Origin of the sequence: Corynebacterium zhongnanshanii (assembly GCF_014490575.1) — a bacterium.
GTDB lineage: Bacteria > Actinomycetota > Actinomycetes > Mycobacteriales > Mycobacteriaceae > Corynebacterium > Corynebacterium zhongnanshanii.
This window is the reverse complement of record NZ_CP061033.1, coordinates 148,963-168,039: the sequence shown is the minus strand read 5'-3', so window position 1 is coordinate 168,039 and position 19,077 is coordinate 148,963. Positions and strand designations below refer to the sequence as shown.

General features: G+C 60.4%; 17 protein-coding genes and 4 tRNA genes. 10 read left to right on the top strand and 11 right to left on the bottom strand.

Translation table 11 applies throughout. From position 1 onward, the window contains the following. Positions 1-7 precede the first annotated feature (7 nt). From IAU67_RS00745 to IAU67_RS00725, 5 genes are all read left to right on the top strand, one after another. The gene (locus IAU67_RS00745; RefSeq protein ID WP_151842674.1) at positions 8-1,054 is read left to right on the top strand and encodes a lysylphosphatidylglycerol synthase transmembrane domain-containing protein; all 1,047 of its coding nucleotides are present in this window, start codon (positions 8-10) and stop codon (positions 1,052-1,054) included. Positions 1,055-1,068: 14 nt separating this feature from the next. Beyond that, the gene (locus IAU67_RS00740) at positions 1,069-1,443 is read left to right on the top strand and encodes a DUF3054 domain-containing protein (protein ID WP_151842675.1); all 375 of its coding nucleotides are present in this window, start codon (positions 1,069-1,071) and stop codon (positions 1,441-1,443) included. A gap of 150 nt (positions 1,444-1,593) precedes the next feature. Beyond that, complete coding sequence (locus IAU67_RS00735; RefSeq protein WP_151842676.1) at positions 1,594-3,723, top strand: PhoX family protein; 2,130 nt, start codon at positions 1,594-1,596, stop codon at positions 3,721-3,723. 36 nt (positions 3,724-3,759) lie between these two features. Next, entirely contained in the window at positions 3,760-4,182 is a 423-nt protein-coding gene (locus tag IAU67_RS00730; RefSeq protein ID WP_225723546.1) for a cupin domain-containing protein, read from the top strand. Between the two features lie 31 nt (positions 4,183-4,213). Beyond that, positions 4,214-5,419: an MFS transporter gene (locus IAU67_RS00725; RefSeq protein WP_151842678.1), complete on the top strand. Its 1,206-nt coding sequence runs from the start codon at positions 4,214-4,216 to the stop codon at positions 5,417-5,419. Between the two features lie 131 nt (positions 5,420-5,550). Here the strand turns inward: IAU67_RS00725 and rplA are convergent, their stop codons facing one another. From rplA to IAU67_RS00685, 8 genes are all read right to left on the bottom strand, one after another. Beyond that, complete coding sequence (rplA, locus tag IAU67_RS00720) at positions 5,551-6,261, bottom strand: 50S ribosomal protein L1 (protein ID WP_151842679.1); 711 nt, start codon at positions 6,259-6,261, stop codon at positions 5,551-5,553. A gap of 142 nt (positions 6,262-6,403) precedes the next feature. Then, positions 6,404-6,847: a 50S ribosomal protein L11 gene (gene rplK, locus IAU67_RS00715; RefSeq protein ID WP_151842680.1), complete on the bottom strand. Its 444-nt coding sequence runs from the start codon at positions 6,845-6,847 to the stop codon at positions 6,404-6,406. A 130-nt stretch (positions 6,848-6,977) separates the two neighbouring features. Next, the gene (nusG, locus tag IAU67_RS00710) at positions 6,978-7,982 is read right to left on the bottom strand and encodes a transcription termination/antitermination protein NusG (protein WP_187767929.1); all 1,005 of its coding nucleotides are present in this window, start codon (positions 7,980-7,982) and stop codon (positions 6,978-6,980) included. 91 nt (positions 7,983-8,073) lie between these two features. Then, positions 8,074-8,400 carry a preprotein translocase subunit SecE gene (gene secE, locus IAU67_RS00705; RefSeq protein WP_151842681.1) on the bottom strand — a complete coding sequence of 109 codons (327 nt, stop codon included), beginning with the start codon at positions 8,398-8,400 and terminating at the stop codon, positions 8,074-8,076. A gap of 34 nt (positions 8,401-8,434) precedes the next feature. Then, positions 8,435-8,507: transfer RNA gene (locus IAU67_RS00700), tRNA-Trp, on the bottom strand. Between the two features lie 291 nt (positions 8,508-8,798). Next, positions 8,799-8,874: transfer RNA gene (locus tag IAU67_RS00695), tRNA-Arg, on the bottom strand. A gap of 242 nt (positions 8,875-9,116) precedes the next feature. Further along, positions 9,117-9,189 (bottom strand) — tRNA-Arg (locus tag IAU67_RS00690). Between the two features lie 169 nt (positions 9,190-9,358). Then, positions 9,359-9,443, bottom strand: a tRNA-Ser gene (locus IAU67_RS00685). A 116-nt stretch (positions 9,444-9,559) separates the two neighbouring features. On the opposite strand from IAU67_RS00685, the gene hisC reads away from it, so the two are divergent. Both hisC and IAU67_RS00675 read left to right on the top strand, forming a co-directional pair. Beyond that, positions 9,560-10,660: a histidinol-phosphate transaminase gene (hisC, locus tag IAU67_RS00680; RefSeq protein WP_151842682.1), complete on the top strand. Its 1,101-nt coding sequence runs from the start codon at positions 9,560-9,562 to the stop codon at positions 10,658-10,660. Between the two features lie 172 nt (positions 10,661-10,832). Then, positions 10,833-12,233, top strand: coding sequence for an ATP-binding protein (locus IAU67_RS00675; RefSeq protein WP_151842683.1), 1,401 nt, complete (start codon positions 10,833-10,835; stop codon positions 12,231-12,233). A gap of 185 nt (positions 12,234-12,418) precedes the next feature. Here IAU67_RS00675 and msrA read toward each other — a convergent pair whose 3' ends face one another. Then, positions 12,419-13,153 carry a peptide-methionine (S)-S-oxide reductase MsrA gene (msrA, locus tag IAU67_RS00670; protein WP_225723553.1) on the bottom strand — a complete coding sequence of 245 codons (735 nt, stop codon included), beginning with the start codon at positions 13,151-13,153 and terminating at the stop codon, positions 12,419-12,421. Positions 13,154-13,279: 126 nt separating this feature from the next. Next, entirely contained in the window at positions 13,280-14,944 is a 1,665-nt protein-coding gene (locus tag IAU67_RS00665; protein ID WP_342355616.1) for a ribonuclease H-like domain-containing protein, read from the bottom strand. A gap of 137 nt (positions 14,945-15,081) precedes the next feature. On the opposite strand from IAU67_RS00665, the gene IAU67_RS00660 reads away from it, so the two are divergent. From IAU67_RS00660 to IAU67_RS00650, 3 genes are all read left to right on the top strand, one after another. Then, entirely contained in the window at positions 15,082-15,702 is a 621-nt protein-coding gene (locus tag IAU67_RS00660) for a DUF6474 family protein (RefSeq protein ID WP_151842686.1), read from the top strand. Between the two features lie 74 nt (positions 15,703-15,776). After that, a complete protein-coding gene (locus IAU67_RS00655) occupies positions 15,777-17,588 on the top strand; it encodes an alkaline phosphatase D family protein (RefSeq protein ID WP_151842687.1) in 1,812 nt (603 codons plus the stop codon). A 208-nt stretch (positions 17,589-17,796) separates the two neighbouring features. Then, complete coding sequence (locus IAU67_RS00650; RefSeq protein ID WP_151842688.1) at positions 17,797-18,129, top strand: histone-like nucleoid-structuring protein Lsr2; 333 nt, start codon at positions 17,797-17,799, stop codon at positions 18,127-18,129. Positions 18,130-18,288: 159 nt separating this feature from the next. Here the strand turns inward: IAU67_RS00650 and IAU67_RS00645 are convergent, their stop codons facing one another. Next, positions 18,289-19,077, bottom strand: coding sequence for a TetR/AcrR family transcriptional regulator (locus tag IAU67_RS00645; protein ID WP_225723547.1), 789 nt, complete (start codon positions 19,075-19,077; stop codon positions 18,289-18,291).

Sequence of the window (19,077 nt, the reverse complement as noted above, 5' to 3'; positions counted from 1 at the left end):
GAATAACATGTCGACGTTCTACCGCACGCCTGGCTTCCGGGCCATAGCGATGCTGGTAGTTCTGGGTGCCATCGCATTCTTTGGCCGAGAACACCTCTCCTTCATCTCCGAGGGCTGGAATGAACTGTCCCAGGGCAACAACACCTGGATCGCGCTCGCCGCCGTGGCCATCGCATTGTCCATGGTGGCCCAGGCCGAAGTGATGGTGGTTCTTCTCCGGTCGGCGGACGTGCCCGCCGGGCGCTGGCGAAGCAACATGCTGGGCCTGGCAGCCAACGCCTGGTCCGCCACGTTCCCCGGCGGCCCCGCGATCTCCGCGGCGATGATCTTCCGCGAGCAGCTGAAATGGGGTGCCACCCCCGTCATCGCCAGTTGGTACATGATCCTTTCCGGGGCACTATCCGGCGCCGGCATGGCGATCCTCGCCGTGGGCGCGGTGTTCTTCCTGGGGTTGAAGGTCAGTTGGGTCACCATCGCCGTCGCCGTGGGTGCGCTCGTGGCCATTGCGCTGGCAACGAACTGGATTGCCCTGCATCCCCGCAGCGTGGAGGCGTTCCTGATTAACCGCGCACGGGCTTTCAACCGGCTGATGAAGAAGCCGGAGGACCGTTTCACCGAGCACCTGGCCGGCATGTCCGAGCAGATCGCCGCCGTGGAGCTGCCCCTGCCGCGCCTGGCGATGGCCATCACCGCCAGCCTGATGAACTGGGTACTGGAGATCATCGCCCTACTGTTCTGCGTGGTCGCCGTGGGCGCGGAGGCGCCCGTCGCGGGCGTGGTGCTGAGCTTCCTCGCGGCCAAGCTGGTGGGCCAGGTTCAGGTCACGCCCGGTGGCCTGGGCACGGTGGACCTGGCGCTCACGTCCTCACTGGTGGCGATGGGAACTCTGACCATCCACCAGGCGTTCGCTACCGCGATTGTGTTCCGCATGCTCAGCTTCATCGGTCTGGCGCTTGTGGGATGGATCGTGTACTTCGCAGGCCAGTTCAATAAGATGGGTGATGATCCCACGACCGCGCCGGTCGATAGTGAGGCTGGGCGTCGATTGACATAACGAAAGAAGGATTCATGCTCAACGTCCGCGCGGCGATATTCGACATCCTGGCCATCCTCCTGTTTGCGCTGCTGGCACGGATCGCCCACAACACGCCGGAGATGCCGCTGAGCGTCCTAGGGTGGCTGGAGACCTCCTGGCCATTTCTGTGCGGCACGCTGCTGGGCTGGGGCGTGTTGGTGCTGATCCGTCGTTCCCCCGACGCCCAGCGTCTCCTCCCCGGGGCCATCGTCTGGGTGTTCAGCGTGGCCACGGGCTTGACCCTGTGGGGTGTTCGCCACAGCGCGTTTCCGCATTGGTCCTTCATTGTGGTGGCCACGGTGATGAGTGCGCTGCTGCTTCTGGGGTGGCGGGCAATCGCTGGGATGGTTGCGCGGCGCGCGCGTTAATGTACGGAGCGCCTGCGCGCGTTAATTACTGTTCACCCTCATTCAACAAAATTTTAACGCGTATTAAGGGCCTCTCTACCTTTGTCTCTTAGCCTCTAGTGTGCACGACGAGCACAACTGACTACACAAGAAGAGACGAAGGCATTATCCATGGCATTGATCGGCCGTAACCTCCTGTCCGCGTTAGATTTCACCTCCAGCCGTTCCCACCGGACGTGCCTGTATAAGTGCGGGGATGCGTGTTCTAAAGAGGTGGCGAATACGTCCAACAACGCGTATTTCGGCGATATTCTTCAGGCGAATTTTTCCCGCCGTGCTGCGCTGCGCGCCGGAAGCGCTGCGTTGGTGACGGTGGGTGGGGCGTCCATGCTGGCGGCGTGTTCCGATTCGGCGCAGTCTGGGGCGCAGACTCCCGACGGGTCCGCTGCGGGGGCGGGCGATGCGGCCGGTGGAGAGTCCCCGATTCCTGGTCTGAACTTCGAGATGGTGGCACCTAACACCGAGGACGCGGTGGTGGTGCCCAGTGGGTACGAGTCTGCCGTGGTGATCCGCTGGGGCGATGCCGTCCTTCCCGGCGGCGAGGGGTGGGCTGTGGATCGGCAGTCCCCGGAGGCGGCCGAAAAGCAATTCGGATTTAACTGCGATTATGCCGCGCTGCTTCCCATTAGGGGGAAGAAGAATCGCTTTCTGTTGGTGTCCAATCACGAATACACCACGCCTCACCAGATGTTCCCCGGATATCAGGAAGATCATCCCACGGAAGAGCAGTACAGAATTGAGCTCGCCAGCCACGGAATGACCATCGTGGAGGTGGAGGGAAATGCCAAGGATGGTTCCCTGAAGCCAGTGATGGGCCCTTACAACCGGCGCATTACCACCACAACCGAGTTTGCACTGCGCGGTCCTGTGGCTGGCTCTGAGCTGGCGAAGACGACAGCCGACCCTACGGGCACACACGTGTTGGGGACGCTGAATAATTGCTCCGGAGGCCTCACCCCGTGGGGAACGGTGCTGTCCGGCGAGGAGAATATCGATCAGTATTTCGCCGGTGGTGCCGAGGTGAAGGATTCCCGCGCCCGGAAGCGCTTTAAGCGCTACGGTATTGAGGATCCGCAGACGCAGCGGAAGTGGGAGCGCTTCGATCCGCGATGGGATGTGCGCAAGGAACCCCACGAGCCGCACCGCTTTAACTACGTTGTGGAGGTCGATCCGTGGGATCCCACGTCCACTCCGGTGAAGCACACGGCGTTGGGTCGGTTTAAGCATGAGGGCGCGAACATTCACGTCACTCACGATGGGACTGTGGTGGCGTACTCCGGCGATGATTCCCGCTTTGAGTACCTGTATAAGTTCGTCTCCTCGCGGACAATGCGCTCCGGCCGCTCGAACCAGGACCGCGCCGAGAATATGAAGATCCTGGACGAAGGCACCCTGTACGTGGCTGACTTTCAGGGCAATTCTCCCGATTTCGCTGAGGGCACCCTCCCCGACGACGGGGCGTTCGATGGCACGGGGCGCTGGATCCCACTGCTGACCGTTCAGGCCGATGGCACCGCTACCTCGCATGTGCCGGGGATGAGCGCCGAGGAAGTGGCGGTGTTCACCCGCGAGGCCGGAGACATCGTGGGAGCCACGAAGATGGACCGGCCAGAGGACGTGGAGCCGCACCCCACCACCGGAAAGGTGTATGCGGCACTGACGAACAATAAGTACCGCGGCGTTGCAGGTGGCGCGGACAAGACCGCGTCGGGTGTTCCGTTTGAGGGCGTGCGGGAGTACGCCCCCATCAAGGAAAACAAGAACGGCCTGGTGCTGGAGATTGATGATGACCACGCCGGTGAGACCTTCAGGTGGAACCTGTTGTTGGTGTGTGGCGATCCCCAGGAGGCGGAGACGTATTTCGGTGGGTTCGATAAATCGCGGGTGTCCCCTATCTCCTGCCCGGATAACCTCACGTTCGATTCCTTTGGCAACCTGTGGATTTCAACGGACGGTAATGCTCTGGGTTCCAACGACGGCTTGTTCGCCGTGGCACTAGAGGGCGAGGCCCGTGGCTTGACCAAGCAGTTCCTCACGGTTCCTGCAGGGGCGGAAACGTGCGGGCCGCTGGTGTCCGACAAACGCGTGGTGGTGAACGTGCAGCACCCTGGTGAGGACGATAACGCCACCGTGGAACAGCCGGTCTCTCACTGGCCCGATGGTGGAGACTCCACTCCGCGCCCGTCCACGGTGGTGGCGTGGAGGAAGGACTTCGGTGTGATCGGCGGGGTCTCCAGCTAATCAGCGGCAAGAGCGCTCAGACCTACAATGAAAGGTATGAGCATTCAGGACAACTTCACCTACATCACCGATCTTCGTGGAGAGCACTCCCACTCCGAGGGCGAAGGGCGCGCCGTTCCCACGGTGAAGAAGGTGGCCGACCTCGACGGAGCACGTATTATCCGACTCACCTTCCGCGCGGGTGATGTGATGGCAGACCACCAGGCTCCCGCCCCGATCGTGGTTCTTGGCCAGGAGGGTTCCATCGAGTTCACCGTCGGAGCGTCCAGCACCGAGGCTCCGAACTCGTCACAGCAGGACCCAGACAGCTCGCACACCGTGACCCTGTCGCAGGGTTCGGCGATCCACGTTGCCGCGGGACAAGTCCATTCTCTCAGGGCACAGGAGCCTGCCCAAGCTACCTTGATCCTCTTCACGGGAAGCCAGCCCGTCGAGTTTCTTCCTCACCCTCCCAAGTAGAACTATCCGGAAAGGATCCTGCCCATTGCCGATGGCATCAGAATCTCACTCAGGCCTCACACCCCAGGACCCGGCCTACCGGCGCGCCCTCATCGCCGCGCTGTGCGCGGGCCTTGCCAGCTTCAACGCTCTCTACGCCACCCAGGCAGTGCTGCCAGCACTCGGCGACTATTTCCATGCCTCGCCCACCACCACGGCCCTCACGGTCTCTGCGACCACGGGCGCACTAGCGCTGGCTATCGTGCCGCTCGGTGCTCTCTCGGAACGCTTCGGCCGGCGGAAAGTGTTGTGCATCTCCGCGCTGGCTGCCACGCTGGTGAGCTTCCTGCTCCCCTTCTCCCCCTCCATCCACGGGCTGATCCTGCTACGCTTCCTCCAAGGCATTGCCGTGGCCGGTGTGCCGGCAATCATCATGGCCTACCTGGCCGAGGAGATCCACCGGCAGTACCTTCCCAAGGTGATGGGTCTGTATATCTCCGGCACCACGCTGGGTGGCCTGGTCGGCCGCCTGATCCCCGGTATCGCCGTGGACTTCACCACCTGGCAGTGGTCCCTAGCTGCCAGTGCGTTCTTCGCCTTCAGTATGGCAGTGCTCATGGCGCTCCTGCTTCCACGGCAACGCTATTTCACCGCCAAGCCGCTGAGCTTTTCCGGCGAGCTCACAGCCATGCTGAGCCACTGGACGAACCCCATGATGGTGCGCCTGTTCCTCATCCCCTTTCTCACCATGGGGTCCTTCGTCTCCCTGTATAACTACTTAGGCTTCAGGCTCATGGGCAGCTTTGGTCTCCCCGCGTCCTTGGCTGCAGCCACGTTCGTGCTCTACCTCTCGGGAACGTGGTCGTCCGCCCGCACGGGAGCATTTATGACGCGTTTCGGGCGCGGCCGGGTACTCGTGGGCTCGGTGGCGCTCATGCTGCTGGGAGCACTCATCATGCTCGCGCCGAATCTCGCCAGCGCCTTAAGCGGCGCGCTGCTGTTCACCGCGATGTTCTTCGTGGCACATTCTGCGTGCTCCACGTGGGTGGCGGCCGCAGCCCAGGAGCACCGTTCCGAAGCGTCCAGCTCCTATGTGTTGATGTACTACCTCGGCAGTTCCCTCATGGGCTGGGTCTCGGGGTGGTTCTTCGAGCGCGGCTGGGCGGTCCTCATTGCCTGGCTGTGCGCTCTGTTGCTCAGCGCCACAGTACTGGCAGCCGTCCAGGCTCGCGCTGTCCGGAGCGCGCACTCCGCCTAGCCCAAACGTAAAAACCCGCAACCCCAGCGCTTCAGCGCTGTGACAACGCCGGCGCCCAGCGCCAGCATGGGTTGCGGGATAATGCGGGGCTCAACCAGCAGATTGCACCAGCTGGTCGAACCCCTCAAGCCTTAAGCCTCTTCGGCGTAGTTCTTCAGAACGCTGGTGTCCACTGGGATACCAGGGCCGGAGGTGGAAGCCAGGGTGATCTTCTTCAGGTACTTACCCTTCGCGGAGGATGGCTTCAGACGCAGCAGCTCTTCGATCAGCGCGCCGTAGTTCTCGGCCAGCTTCTCTGCGTCGAAGGAAGCCTTACCAATCACAGCATGCAGGTTGGAGGCCTTGTCCACGCGGAAGGAAATCTTACCGCCCTTGATCTCGGACACTGCCTTAGCCACATCGGTGGTCACGGTGCCGGTCTTAGGGTTTGGCATCAGGCCACGAGGACCCAGCACGCGAGCCACACGGCCCACCTTGGCCATCTGGTCTGGGGTGGCGATGGCGGCGTCGAAATCGGTCCAGCCGCCGGTGATGCGCTCGATCAGTTCCTCGGTGCCCACAACGTCAGCGCCTGCTTCCTCAGCGGCGGTAGCGTTTGGTCCCTCGGCGAACACAACCACGCGGACTTCCTTACCCGTGCCGTGTGGCAGGGATACGGTGCCGCGCACCAGCTGGTCAGCCTTGCGTGGGTCAACGCCCAGGCGGATTGCAACGTCCACGGTGGCGTCGAAGTTCTTGGAGGAGGTCTCCTTCACCAGCTTCGCAGCCTCGAGTGGGCGGTAGATGCGGCCAGCGTCGATCTTCTCGGCTGCTGCCTTGTATGCCTTAGAATTCTTGCTCATGTGATTCTCCCAAATCAGTTGTTACGGAAGTCGTGGTCGCGTGGGACGAGCCGCCCCTTCCACATATATCCCCCGACGCCCAGCGCGCTCGGCGTCGGTCATCTCATTCCACGTTGCGGCGCGGAATGATGGAGGTTACCTACTAGGCCTCAGGAGCACCCTCGACGGTAATACCCATGGAGCGGGCGGTACCGGCGATGATGCGTGCACCGTTTTCGATGTCGTTGGCGTTGAGGTCTTCCTTCTTGGTCTCAGCGATCTCCTTGCACTGATCCCAGGTCACGGAACCGACCTTCTGGGTGTGAGGAACACCGGAGCCCTTCTGCAGGCCAGCAGCCTTCAGCAGCAGCTTAGCAGCAGGTGGGGTCTTCAGCTTGAAGTCGAAGGAACGGTCTTCGTAGACGGTGATCTCAACAGGAACGATGTTGCCGCGCTGGGACTCAGTTGCAGCGTTGTATGCCTTGGTGAACTCAACGATGTTCACGCCGTGAGCACCCAGAGCTGGACCCACTGGAGGAGCAGGAGTTGCCTGACCTGCCTGGATCTGCAGCTTGATGAGGCCAGTGACCTTTTTCTTCTTAGCCATAAGTAGTTCTCTTTCTGTTACCGGGCCGCGAGAGTGCGCCCGACCGGATGCCGGAATTTCACCAGCCACCGGATGATGATTGTCGTGCGGAGCCCACCACAGTAATCAACGGTGGACAACCTCACTAACTTTAGTTCAGCTTCTCGACCTGATCAAATTCCAGATCAACGGGGGTTTCACGACCGAAGATGGACACCATCGCGCGCAGGCGGTTGTTCTCCGTATCGATCTCGGAGATCGTGGCGGATACGGATGCAAACGGACCGGACAGGATGGTGACGGATTCGCCCACCTCGTAGTCCACCTCCACAGCAGCAGACGCCGGCTTTGGCGCCGTCGCCACACCCGTCGTGGAAACATCCACGCCGGTAGCCACCTGCTCCTCGCCCTCTGGGGCCTGAGGCGTTGCAGTCTCCGGTGGCAGCAGGAACTTCGCCACCTCACGGATCTTCACAGGGGTGGGCTTGCCCTCGTTACCCACGAAGGAGGTCACGCCGGGGGTATCGCGGACCACGGACCAGGAAGCATCCTCCAGGTCCATGCGAACCAGCACGTAGCCAGGGAGGAGCTTGCGCTTAACCTGCTTACGCTTACCGTCCTTCAGCTCGGTGATCTCCTCGATGGGGACGACCACCTCGTGGATCTGGTCGTCAACGCCCAGGGTCTGGGCGCGCATCTCCAGGTTGGTCTTCACCTTGTTTTCGTAGCCGGAGTAGCACTGAATGATGTACCACTGGCCCGGGAGCTTCTTGAGGGCGCGCATGAACTCACGGAGGCGGGTCTTGTAGGCCTCCATCGCGGCATCCGTGGGCTCTGGGGTGTTCTCGGCGGAGTCGGTAGCTTCGCCTTCTGCTGGAGCGTCAGCAGTGTTCTCCGCTGCGGCACCTTCCGCATTGCCCTCTGCAGCGGCGTCAGCATCTTCAGAAGCTGCGTCAGCGGCTTCTTCTGCAGCCCCCTCGACCACAGTGCCTTCAGCGTCGGCCCCCTCAGTTGCATCAGCCTCAGCTTCCCCGCTCTCAGCTGCAGACTGTGCGGCAGCTGCTGCTTGCTCAGCAGCAACCACTTCCTGGATCTTCTCCTGAGCCTCATTCGCCAGGGACTCAGCGGTAACTTCTACGTTCTGCTCTTCACTCATAACACTGCACCTTTCTAGGGCAATTAGCTATTAAAAATCCGCCCTCGTCGCATGGACGGAGGCGGTTCGCTTAAAGTTTCTGGAGCTCAGTTTAGTGGAAGATCTTCTGGAGAGCAAAGTTAGACACCCAGTCTACGCCTCCCACCAGAGCGGTGGTGAAGACCAGGAACAGAAGAACGATGATGGTGTAGTTCACCATTTCGCGCCCGGTAGGCCAGATGACCTTGCCCATTTCGGAGACCACGCCGCGGAGAAAATCTACGATGGCAGAGAAAGGGTTCCGGCGAGTTTCAACAACTTCCGGTGCCTTTTGTGCGGAGGTTGCGCGGGCGGTGGTGGCTTCTCCAGCACGCTGACGCTTACCCGTAGGACGAAGGTTTCCGCCGTCAGCGATGGGAGTGTTGGGGGTTTCACTCACTGTAGGGCTTCCCTTCGACAGTTAATGGTTCGTGCAGGGACGACAGGACTCGAACCTGCAACCTGCGGTTTTGGAGACCGCTGCTCTACCAATTGAGCCACGTCCCTTCATAGTGTTTCACATCGGCGTTTCCACTGCTGTGATCGCACTAATCGGATTGCTTATGCAACAAGCGAACACTCTAGCAGAGCCTTAGGGAGTTCTCCAAACACTTCCCCCAACCCCTCACAAATTGTTCGACCAAAACGCCAGATTTCGCCCCAAATCTGGCGTTTTGGTCGAACAATTTGGGACAGTGTGCTGCCCAGGCCTCCACCTCAGATCTACCCAGATCAACGGGGTGCCCCACACAACAAAAATCTCGGGCCACCACTTTCATGGTGACCCGAGATTTTCTATGGTGCGCCCGGAGGGATTCGAACCCCCAACCTTCTGATCCGTAGTCAGATGCTCTATCCGTTGAGCTACGGGCGCATCATCGCTTTCCAGCTGAGATGCTGTTCTGCAACGAGGAATAACTCTACACAACAACACCCGTTTGATCAAAATCGCCTCATAAAATGGTGTTTTTGTCCACCACCCCGCACCACGCCTTCCATGTGCCCGCGCACTTCAGCACCACACAGCATCCCCCACCCCGCCACACAGCACCTCAACCCTCACACAACGACAAATCCCGAGCCGCCGATAGTCGGCAGCTCGGGATTTTCCATTCGTGCGCCCGGAGGGATTCGAACCCCCAACCTTCTGATCCGTAGTCAGATGCTCTATCCGTTGAGCTACGGGCGCTTATTTAGTTAACTCCGATGGGTCCTGGCCGTCCCGAGCACATTCCTGGCGGACCACCACAGGCGCACCACACGCCCCACAACACTGTCCGCAGCTGTGTGTCCCGAACTTCACCACAAGTATTCGGGCAGCTTAGGCAGCTCTGGGTTGCCACGACCCATCGAAGTTGCGGAGATGACAGGATTTGAACCTGCGGTCCCTTGCGAGACAACTCCTTAGCAGGGAGCCCCATTCGGCCACTCTGGCACATCTCCTTGATTGCCCATGCGCACACAGCGGGTCACCGCATGCCTGCGAACAATCAGGTTTAGCCTACACGCGGCCTGCCCTCTATCCCAAATCACTTCTTGTGGGGGTTAGGATTGTGTGCATGATTCGCCCTGACCTTTCGCTTTTACCCGCTTATGTTCCTGGGACTTCTCTTCCGGGGGCGTTGAAACTTGCGTCGAATGAGTCGTCGTTGCCTCCATTGCCGTCGATTTCTCGGGCGATTGCTGAGGCCGCTCAGGGCGTGAATAGGTATCCGGATATGAGTTCTGTGCAGATTCGTTCTGCGATTGCGGAGTGGTTTAGCACGGCTCATAACCTCGAGACCCCTGCGACTGTGGACAATGTTGCGGTGGGCAATGGCTCGTCTGCCCTGTGTTTGCAGACCATCCAGGCCACGTGTTCCGCGGGCGATGAAGTAATTTTTGCTTGGCGGAGTTTTGAGGCGTATCCGATTTTGGTTCGCGTGGCGGGGGCGGAGCCGGTTGCGGTGCCGTTGGCGTCGGATTTAAGGCATGATTTAGGGGCAATGGCGGATGCGGTGAACGAGCGTACGAAGTTGATTCTGGTGTGCAATCCGAATAACCCGACGGGCACGACGGTGACCGCCCAGGAGTTTGAGGAGTTTATGCAACGCATTCCGGCGTCTGTGCAGGTCGTGCTGGATGAGGCGTATACGGAATATGATCGCTCGCCGTCTGATATTACATTCGACGCCGCCGGCCTTCTTTCCCGATACCCCAATGTAGCAATTGTCAGAACTATGTCTAAGGCATATGGCCTGGCAGGCCTTCGTTTGGGGTATTTGTTGGGCCATAAAGAGTTCGTGGAGGCGGTAAATAAAGTGGGCATTCCTTTTGGAGTGAATGCTTTGGCTCAGGCTGCTGGTTTGGCAGCTATTGACCCCACTGCCCAGAAGGAATTGTTGGAGCGCGTCGAGGAGACCGTGCAGCAACGAGCTCGAGTGTTGGAGTTTCTGGGGTCCCGTGACGATGTCGAAGCAGTGCCATCACAGGCTAATTTCGTGTGGTTGGCCGTGGGGGGTAAAGCGCAGCGGCTAGATGAGGAGTTGAAGCGCCGTCACGTGGTGGCCCGTTGCTTTGCGGGCGATGGGGTGCGCGTGTCCTGCACTACTGAGGAGGAAACGGATCAGCTGCTGGAGGCGCTGGGGCCGGCATTGGATGCGGCGTTGGCGGAATCCTGAAGCAGCTCTCACACAGCTCTCACGTACTCTAAAGCAGCTCTAAACCTACTCTAAAGCTCTCACACCGCACTCTAAACTCACATCAGCGCAGGTCAAGCACACAATCGAGCCGCCCGTGAAGAGCTACTCTACAACAGCTCTAAACTACTCTAAAAATGTTAGAGTAGTTGTCATGCGCATCCCTACAGTGGAACAGGCCCTGTCCCAGCCGGCCGATGAGGCAGTAAAGGTGTTAGCCTCCCTGCCTGAAAACCAATGGTTTGAGCGCAAATCAGGCTCAATCAAACCGCGCGACTTTGCAACACCGTTGATTGCCATGGCCAATGCTGAAGGCGGAGTAGTTGTGGCCGGCATTTCTAATGGACACGTCAGCCCCGTCTCAGATAAGGCGGATAACGCACTGCGCCAAGTCGCCGCTGACTTCACCTCTCCGCAGGTGCGATGCCGTATCGAGGAGCTCACAACAAGCAACGGGCGCGTCTTAGTGTTCACGGTTCCACCGAGTGATTATGTTCATGAAAACTCACGCGGCGAGTGCTACCAACGCATTGGCGACGAATCCATACGCCTTGGGTTCACGCAACGCCAAGAACTCGAATGGGACCGCGGGGCCGCCTCCTTTGATGGGCGCCCCGTTCCGGACACCATGCCGCAGCATCTGGACCTCGGCGCCGTGGAACAATTCCAACAGTTGCTTGGATCTAGCTCGTCACAGCTAGTCCTCCAAGCCCGCGACCTTCTCACCTCTACCGGTGCGGTGAATGTGGCAGGTTACTTACTTTTTTCTTCACGACCTCAAGCGTTCTTTCCTCAGGCGCACGTACGCATCATGAAGTATTCAGAAAACGAGCGAGGAGTTGGAGCCCATCTCAACTTAATTGAGGGATGCGACATCCGCTGCGAGGGCCCAATCCCTCAGCAGATTTCCACCGCAGCCACCACGATCGAGGAACTTCTGCCACGCAGAAATGCATTAGCTCGTTCCGGAAAGTTCGAAGGCATGCCGATCATTCCACGGGATGCCTGGCTGGAGGGTGTAGTCAACGCGGTAGTTCATCGCTCGTATAGCATGAGCGGCGACCACATAAGGGTCGAGATTTTTCCTAACCGGATCGAGATAACGAGCCCCGGCCGATTCCCTGGGTTAGCGGACCCCACCGACCCGGAATCTATCAGCCGTTATGCACGCAATCCTCGTATCGCCCGAGTATGTGCTGATCTTGGTATCACTCGTGAATTAGGAGAGGGCATCAAGCGTATTTATGCAGAAATGCGCCACACGGGCCTGCAGGAGCCCATCTATCAGCAAACATCGGAAGCCATTAGACTCACACTGTTGGCGCAACACGCTGTCCCTCAGGAGATAACTGATTCTCTCACTCCGGCGGCGCGGAAGATATTGGATGCGTTGCGGAAGGTTCAGAAGCCTCTGGGAACCGGACCCATTGTGGAACTTGTCGGGTTGGCGCGCCCGACTGTCATCCGGAGTCTCAACGATCTCCGTGAGGCTGGATTGGTGAAGTGGGAAGGCACGTCCGTCCGCGACCCACGTGCTACGTGGGAGCTACTTTAAAGCGACTCTCACACAGCTCTCACGTACTCTAAAACAGCTCTAAACCTACTCTAAAGCAGCTCTAAAGCTCTCGCACCTTACTCTAAACTCACATAAGACCAGGTCAAGCGCACAATCAAGCCGCCCGTGAAGAGCTACTCTAAAACAGCTCTAAACTACTCTAAAAATGTTAGAGTAGCGCGAGCTTAGAGAACCCCCGTCGGACAGCTCACCCCGTTCGGCCCATGGTTGCAGTAGCCACCGGGGTTCTTGTGCAGATACTGCTGGTGCTCTATCTCCGCCAGGTAGTAGTGCCCGTCGCCCGCAGTACTCATCAGAGAAGTTTCCGTCGTCACCTCGCCCAGCCCAGCTTTTACAAACCGTGGCGCCCACGCCTGGACGGCAGCTTCGACGCGTGCGAGCTGGGCGTCGTCGGATGCGAACACACAGGAGCGATACTGCGAGCCCACGTCGTTACCTTGACGGTCTCCCAGGGTGGGGTCGTGGTTTTCGAACATGACCTGCAGCAGTTCCTCCACGCTCACTGTGGCGGGGTTGAACACCACGCGCACTACCTCGGCGTGGTCCGTGCGGCCGGTGCAGACCTCGCGATACGTGGGGTTGGCGGTCCACCCGCCGGCGTAGCCCACGGATGTCCCCAGCACGCCGTCGATGCTCCAGTAGAGGCGCTCCACACCCCAGAAGCACCCGGCCCCGAGGATCAACTCCTGCGCGTCGGGGCAGCTCTCGCGGAACTGTTCCGCGCCGCCAAGGGGCGTCCCCAGCACCGCATGCGCCACCGGCGAACCGGAGCCCGCCGCGGAACCCGAGCCCGCCGTCACATCCAACACCGGATGCCGTCCCCCTTTCAGGGCTTTCTCCTTCCCCATGCGCGGCGCCCTCCACGGCCCCTTCGAGTTAAGCGCTGCGAATCTGTCCATCAAGCTAGCCATGTGGTGACTCCTTCTCGTCCCTTACAGTGTTGCGCTGAATAACGTGCGCGGCAGTGTGCCAGACATCCAGACACTACGCCTGCCACTGCATCTCACAGTCCTTCCAACGCCGCGTCACATCGACCTCATTCCCGGCGCGCCCCGCCGCAGCCAGTACCGAACCTGGCGGGTGGCCACGCAGTCGTCCGCGTTATAGCGCTCCAGCGTACGCCGCGCCGTCGCTGCCACGCCCGCGGCGGAGCCCACGGCCTGTTCAAACAGCGTCACAGCAGCCCTGCCGTTCACCCCTTCTTGGCTGAAGTGGAAGCCTGCCAGCGGTGACACGGTCTTCAGCCCTAGCGACCCGGTCCCCGCCAGCGCACGCTTCACGATCTCGAACACGTCGCACCAGCTCTCGGAGGCTAGGAACTCATCCACCTCCGCGCGGGTGGGCATCACCACGTCCCCCTGCGCAGTCGGATAGCTCCGCCCGCCATAGTGATCCGCGTAGTAGCGCAGCCAGTAATTCTCCCCCTGAGCTGCGTAGACCCACGCCTGAAAGTGCCGCCCGCGCTCCTCCGACGCCGTCTTGCGCCCCATCAGCCACCGCCAGAACTCAGCTACGTGTTGCCCGTCATCGCCGGCGCTGAAGTCGGAAAAGGCGATGTAGCGGCTGCCGTCGAACGTCCCCCACAGGAAGGTGCCGCGTTCCGGGTGTGCCTCCATGTCCACGTCCACTTCGTCCACCCAGTCCAGCTCCCCGCTGAAGGTGGGTGTGAGCGTGTCCACCGTGAACGCGCGCCCGCCCCACAGCTGCGGGTCGGTCACCCACCGCTTGAGGGGGCGCCGCAGGGCTGCCTCGCCGCGCATCCATGCTTCGGAAAGGTGGGATACTTCCCCCATTTTTTCCGACGCCAACTTCTCTAACGTCTCGATCCCCCGCTCACGCAGCGGTGTGGATTTTGCTCCGGGCAGCAGCAGCGAGATGTCGTTGCGCTGGAGTAGTTGGATCCGGCAATGATTGTGGAAGTCGCAGGTAGCGCATTCTTTGATGCGGGTAGGCCGGATCGGCAGGGGTTCTTTCAGGGCGGCGTAGAGGCCGGCGAGCATGGGCTGCGCACTGGTAGTGAAGCAGCGGTAGGCTGCGTCTCCGGCCGCGGAGACGAAGCCTACCTCCGTGCTGGCGAATCCCCAGGCCGACAGGATGGTGTGCGCCATCGCGACGGTTTGGGTGTCCCCGGAGTTATTCTTCCTCCGCCATGGCGCCGGCAGAGGAGTGCCGAGACCGAGGGCCGAAACATCTACCACGCGGCAGTTGGCCTGTGAGCGCTTGGCGACCTTCTTCGCCACCGCATGTCCAGAAAAGATCACGGGCATGTAGCGCATGTGCTCATCCACCCCGCTGCCCTGGTCTTCCCTCACTAACAGATCCACACGCACGTCCAGGGGACCTTCGGCCAGGTGCGCATTGGTAATGAGACGGGTACCCTCCGCCATGGCTTCCAGCGTGCGCTCCACAGACACCCCCTCGGCATAATCCTGGTTGCTGATGTCCACCCGCGTCAGGCGACGCACCACATCACCACGCCGTGGCTTTGAGGGGAGGAGTGAAAAGATTTGCGCTTGGCGTCGTAAAACAGACAAACGATGCGTGTAGCGCTCCACGTGGATCGAGTAATCCGTGCGGCGATCAGGGGCAACGATCCCCGCCGCGGCCGCGTGAGTCAGCACGGTACGGTGACGGCAGCCCACCACATCATGGGGAGTGATGGGCTGCGCGGGGTCGTGTGGAGCACTCACAATAGATAACAGTGTAGTCATAGCACAGGCGCAGCGAAGAGCAGACGTAGCCAACAGCGCACGTACCCTCACATGTTTGGGGTAGCATTGTTGGGGTTAAGACACTGTAGATCAACTATCGCAACTATCGGAGAACCATGGGACTGTTGAGCACACTGCGCAAGCGCCGGCAGGAGAAGAAGGCTGTCTATCGTGCCGCCAAGGCGAAAGCGCTAGCAGAAGCAAAGGCCAACGCGAAGATGGAAAAGCGCAAGGAAAAGTACTTACGCAAGACCGCCAAGCAGGTGCGCAAGCTGGACGCGAAGCAGCTCAAGGAGCGCCGCGAGCACGAGGAGAACATGGCACGCGCCGCGCTGGAACGTGCGAAGGCCGGGCGTTTTAACTCCAAGACCGTGGTGCGCTACGCAGTGGCAGGACGCACCCTGGCGCCCGTGCTGGTTCCGCTGGGCTACCGGCTTCTGACCCAGTTACAGAACGGCGGACTGGGCGGATCGGTCAGCAGCGCGGCGCAGTCCTCGGACACGGTCAGCCGCTTTAGCGGTTCCACCGCCTCCCACCAGGCGCGTATCGAGCAGGCGCGGTCTTCCATCAAGCAGGGCGTGCCTTCCGGCTTCGCGAAGGATGTCAGCGAGCGTTTGGACACACTGGAGGATGCGTTGAAGAACGCGCGGAATATGAGCGACCAGCAGGCTCGGGCCGTTCTGGCCTCGGTGTCCCGTGAGCTGGATTTGGTGGAAGCGGAGATCGCGCAGGCTTAAGGCTGGCCGGCGTTCACCGAAAGTTCACTCTCCAGAAGCTGCGAAACGGCTGCATTTCTGATGGTATGAGTGTTATGGCTGAGAATGAACACAAGGACACGCACGCTCGTAGGCGCGAGGCTGGCCGGGCCGGCGCACACACCAGTGGCCGCGCCATTACCCGCCGCCGGATGCTGGAATCCGGCGCGATAGCAACCGCAGCTTTTGCCGCCAGCGCCGCCCTTCCTACAGGGCTTACCGCCGCGGCCGCTGGCACGGCGCCCGGCGCGGGGGTTGGCGCGGGTACGGGCACAGGCGCTCACGGGTTCGACGCCACCCAACACTCAGCATTCCAACACGGCGTGGCCTCTGGGGATCCCCTCCCCACCAGCGTGCTGCTGTGGACCCGCATCACCTCTCACCCGGAGGACTACGCCGGGCGCAACAGCGGGGTGGACACCCCTGTGCGCTGGGAGGTAGCCAAGGATCGCGCTTTTACAGACATCGTGTCCTCCGGCACCACGACGGCTGTCCCCCAGCGGGACATGACCGTCAAGCCCGAGGCCGGAAACTTAGACCCCTATACCCAATACTTTTATCGTTTCGTCATCACCGATGGCCCCCTGTCCGGGCAGGTCTCCCCCGTCGGTACCACCCGCACGGCCCCTGCGCACGACCAGCAGCTGAAGGATTTGCGCTTTGCGTTGATGAGCTGCGCCAACTGGGAGGCCGGCTACTTCCACGTCTACCGGGACCTGGCTGGGCGCACGGATGTGGACTACGCCCTGCACGTCGGTGACTACATCTACGAGTACCCCGTCGGGGAATACACCGGGAAGACTGGCACCGTCCGCCCGCACCTTCCCGCTCATGAGATTGTCTCCCTTCAGGATTACCGTGAGCGCTACGCCCAGTACCACACGGATCCGGACCTCCAGGCCGCGCACGCCGCACTGCCGTGGATTGTAACCTGGGACGACCACGAGGTAGCCAATGACCAGTGGGCCGGCGGCGCGGAGAACCACCAGCCCAACGAAGGCAGCTTCCAAGCCCGTCGGGATGCAGCCATCCAGGCCTACTTGGAATGGCTGCCCATTCGTGCGATCCCCTTCAGCGACGGCGGCCACATCTACCGCAACCTGCATTTCGGCACGCTCGTAGACCTAAACATGTTGGATCTGCGCACCTACCGCAATGAACCTCCGAAGTTCCTCAGCGCCAAGACCACGGACGCACAGGATCGAACCATGATGGGCTCTGAGCAGTTCGGCTGGCTCGCTGACAGGCTCACCGAGTCCCGGGCCACGTGGAACCTGATCGGCAACTCGGTGATGTTCAGCCCCGTGTTGATTCCGCCATTGGACCCCAAGCTCACCTATGCCATCACTCAGCTTCTGGGGCTTCCTGAAGAGGGAATGCCGTACAACTTCGACCAGTGGGATGGCTTCGCCGCAGAGCGCCGACGCATGATCGGCCTGCTCAATGACAAGGGAATCACGAACACGGTGTGGCTCACGGGCGACATTCACTCGTCGTGGGCGTGCGACGTTCCCACCCAGGCCGCGACCTACCCCGGCTCTGGTTCCCCCGCCGTGGAGATCGTCTGCCCATCCATCACGTCCTCCAATATCGACGACATTCTCAAGCTCCCGGAGGCGAACCCTCTGTCTGCCACCGCCGAGAATGCGCTCACGGCGGTGAACCGGCATGTGCGCTATCTCGACTTCGATCGCCACGGCTACTGTGTCCTGCAGGTTACGGATCAATTCATTCACGCTGACTGGATCTTCGTGCAGGCTGATGGGAAGTTAAATCCCCAGGCAGAGATGTTTATTGGCAAGTCCATGCGCCGGTATCGGAGCGGCGGAGTGGTCCCTCATGACGCGCCTATAAGTCCCCGCGCGTAAGCCTCTACGTCCCCGCGGTTAAGCCCCCCTGCCGCAGCCAGTTTGAAATATTTTTTACATTTGCACTAAAATATAATGCAGATGGTACACTTTCAACTGTACTTAGCAGCTATACCAATAGCGGTACCTGATGAATCACAACTTCATTAACTTGTCATTTGGTACAATGCACCCTTAAGCTAATCCTCAACTGAAAGAAGGCAGTTTTATGGCACGCCGCGAAATCACCCAGTTCTTCGATGACCTCGACAACTCCCCTCTCAGCGAGAGCGAAGTAAAGGTCGTAGAATTCTCCTTCCGCGGAAACGACTACATCATCGACCTCTCCGAAGAAAACGCAGAGACCTTCGCAAACGCCCTGCAGCCATACATCCAGGTTGCACGCAAGAAGCCTGCAACCCGTGGTCGCGCCACCAACCGCAACAAGCCACAGCGTAACCGCGAAATCCGCGCATGGGCCGTCGCTAACGGCATCCAGGTTCCTGCCCGCGGTCGCCTGTCCGCTGACATCGTTGCGCGTTACGACGCCGCACACTCCTAAATACACTCCCCGGCGCCGTCCGGCGCGCTAGGCAGTGATGCGCTAGCGAGTACAAGGGCCCTTATGTTTACCCAAGCGTCCTGCTTGGGTAAACATAAGGGCCCTTCAATGTGTACGGCATGAAGACTCTTCGCTGAGGATGAGAAGATAAGAAAAGCCTTAAATGGAGTAACTACTCATCGGCACGGTGAGCAGCATCTGGCGCGCCAGATCACGCGCCGTTTCCAGGGGAGCAACCGTGCGGGACATTTTCGCGCCGGCCAAGCCGCCATCCAAGAAAACCATCAGTTGATCGGCCAGGGAGCGGGAGGCATAACCAAAACGCTCTGTTAATAATTCCGCCATGGTATCGCGACACCAGCGTCGATGTTCCATAGCCGCCTGGCGAATATTGATCTCGCTATCGGTCTCGGGGCGGGGATATTCACTGGCTGCGTTCTGAAAGTGTGATCCACGGAAGCTATTATGCGGCTCGTTGCGGATGCACAGGTCGAAAAAAGCTATAATTTTAGACTCAGGTTTATCGCGCTCGTCAGCCAATTCATGCCAATCAGCACGCCATTGTTCATCCAGACGCTGGAGGTACGCCACCGTCAGATTATCTTTCGAGCCGAAGAGCGAATACAGGCTAGCCTTGGCCACATCCGCGTCACGAAGGATGCGGTCGATACCAATCACGCGGATGCCCTCCGTGGTGAACAGATTGGTGGCGCTAGCCAGGAGGCGTTCGCGAGGGGCAGGACGATTCCGGCGGGAAGACTTCTTAGCAGGCGCCTTCGTAGACGTCTTGGCAGGTGCCTTCGCAGTTTTCGCGGTCTTCGCCTGAGACTTTCCGGCCGCCTCGGCAGTACCTTTCGCGGAGCCCTCGGCGGCGCCCTTCGCGGAGCCCGTAGCGGAGGCACGAGCACCCTCGGAGGAGCGTGCTGTCGCATCGTCCTGTGCTGACAT

Coding starts and splice junctions, on each gene's coding strand:
- IAU67_RS00745 (WP_151842674.1), top strand. CDS start 8: ATGTCGACGTTCTACCGCACGCCTGGCTTCCGGGCCATAGCGATGCTG.
- IAU67_RS00740 (WP_151842675.1), top strand. CDS start 1,069: ATGCTCAACGTCCGCGCGGCGATATTCGACATCCTGGCCATCCTCCTG.
- IAU67_RS00735 (WP_151842676.1), top strand. CDS start 1,594: ATGGCATTGATCGGCCGTAACCTCCTGTCCGCGTTAGATTTCACCTCC.
- IAU67_RS00730 (WP_225723546.1), top strand. CDS start 3,760: ATGAGCATTCAGGACAACTTCACCTACATCACCGATCTTCGTGGAGAG.
- IAU67_RS00725 (WP_151842678.1), top strand. CDS start 4,214: ATGGCATCAGAATCTCACTCAGGCCTCACACCCCAGGACCCGGCCTAC.
- rplA (WP_151842679.1), bottom strand. CDS start 6,261: ATGAGCAAGAATTCTAAGGCATACAAGGCAGCAGCCGAGAAGATCGAC.
- rplK (WP_151842680.1), bottom strand. CDS start 6,847: ATGGCTAAGAAGAAAAAGGTCACTGGCCTCATCAAGCTGCAGATCCAG.
- nusG (WP_187767929.1), bottom strand. CDS start 7,982: ATGAGTGAAGAGCAGAACGTAGAAGTTACCGCTGAGTCCCTGGCGAAT.
- hisC (WP_151842682.1), top strand. CDS start 9,560: ATGATTCGCCCTGACCTTTCGCTTTTACCCGCTTATGTTCCTGGGACT.
- IAU67_RS00675 (WP_151842683.1), top strand. CDS start 10,833: ATGCGCATCCCTACAGTGGAACAGGCCCTGTCCCAGCCGGCCGATGAG.
- msrA (WP_225723553.1), bottom strand. CDS start 13,153: ATGGACAGATTCGCAGCGCTTAACTCGAAGGGGCCGTGGAGGGCGCCG.
- IAU67_RS00660 (WP_151842686.1), top strand. CDS start 15,082: ATGGGACTGTTGAGCACACTGCGCAAGCGCCGGCAGGAGAAGAAGGCT.
- IAU67_RS00655 (WP_151842687.1), top strand. CDS start 15,777: ATGGCTGAGAATGAACACAAGGACACGCACGCTCGTAGGCGCGAGGCT.
- IAU67_RS00650 (WP_151842688.1), top strand. CDS start 17,797: ATGGCACGCCGCGAAATCACCCAGTTCTTCGATGACCTCGACAACTCC.
- IAU67_RS00645 (WP_225723547.1), bottom strand. CDS start 19,077: ATGTCAGCACAGGACGATGCGACAGCACGCTCCTCCGAGGGTGCTCGT.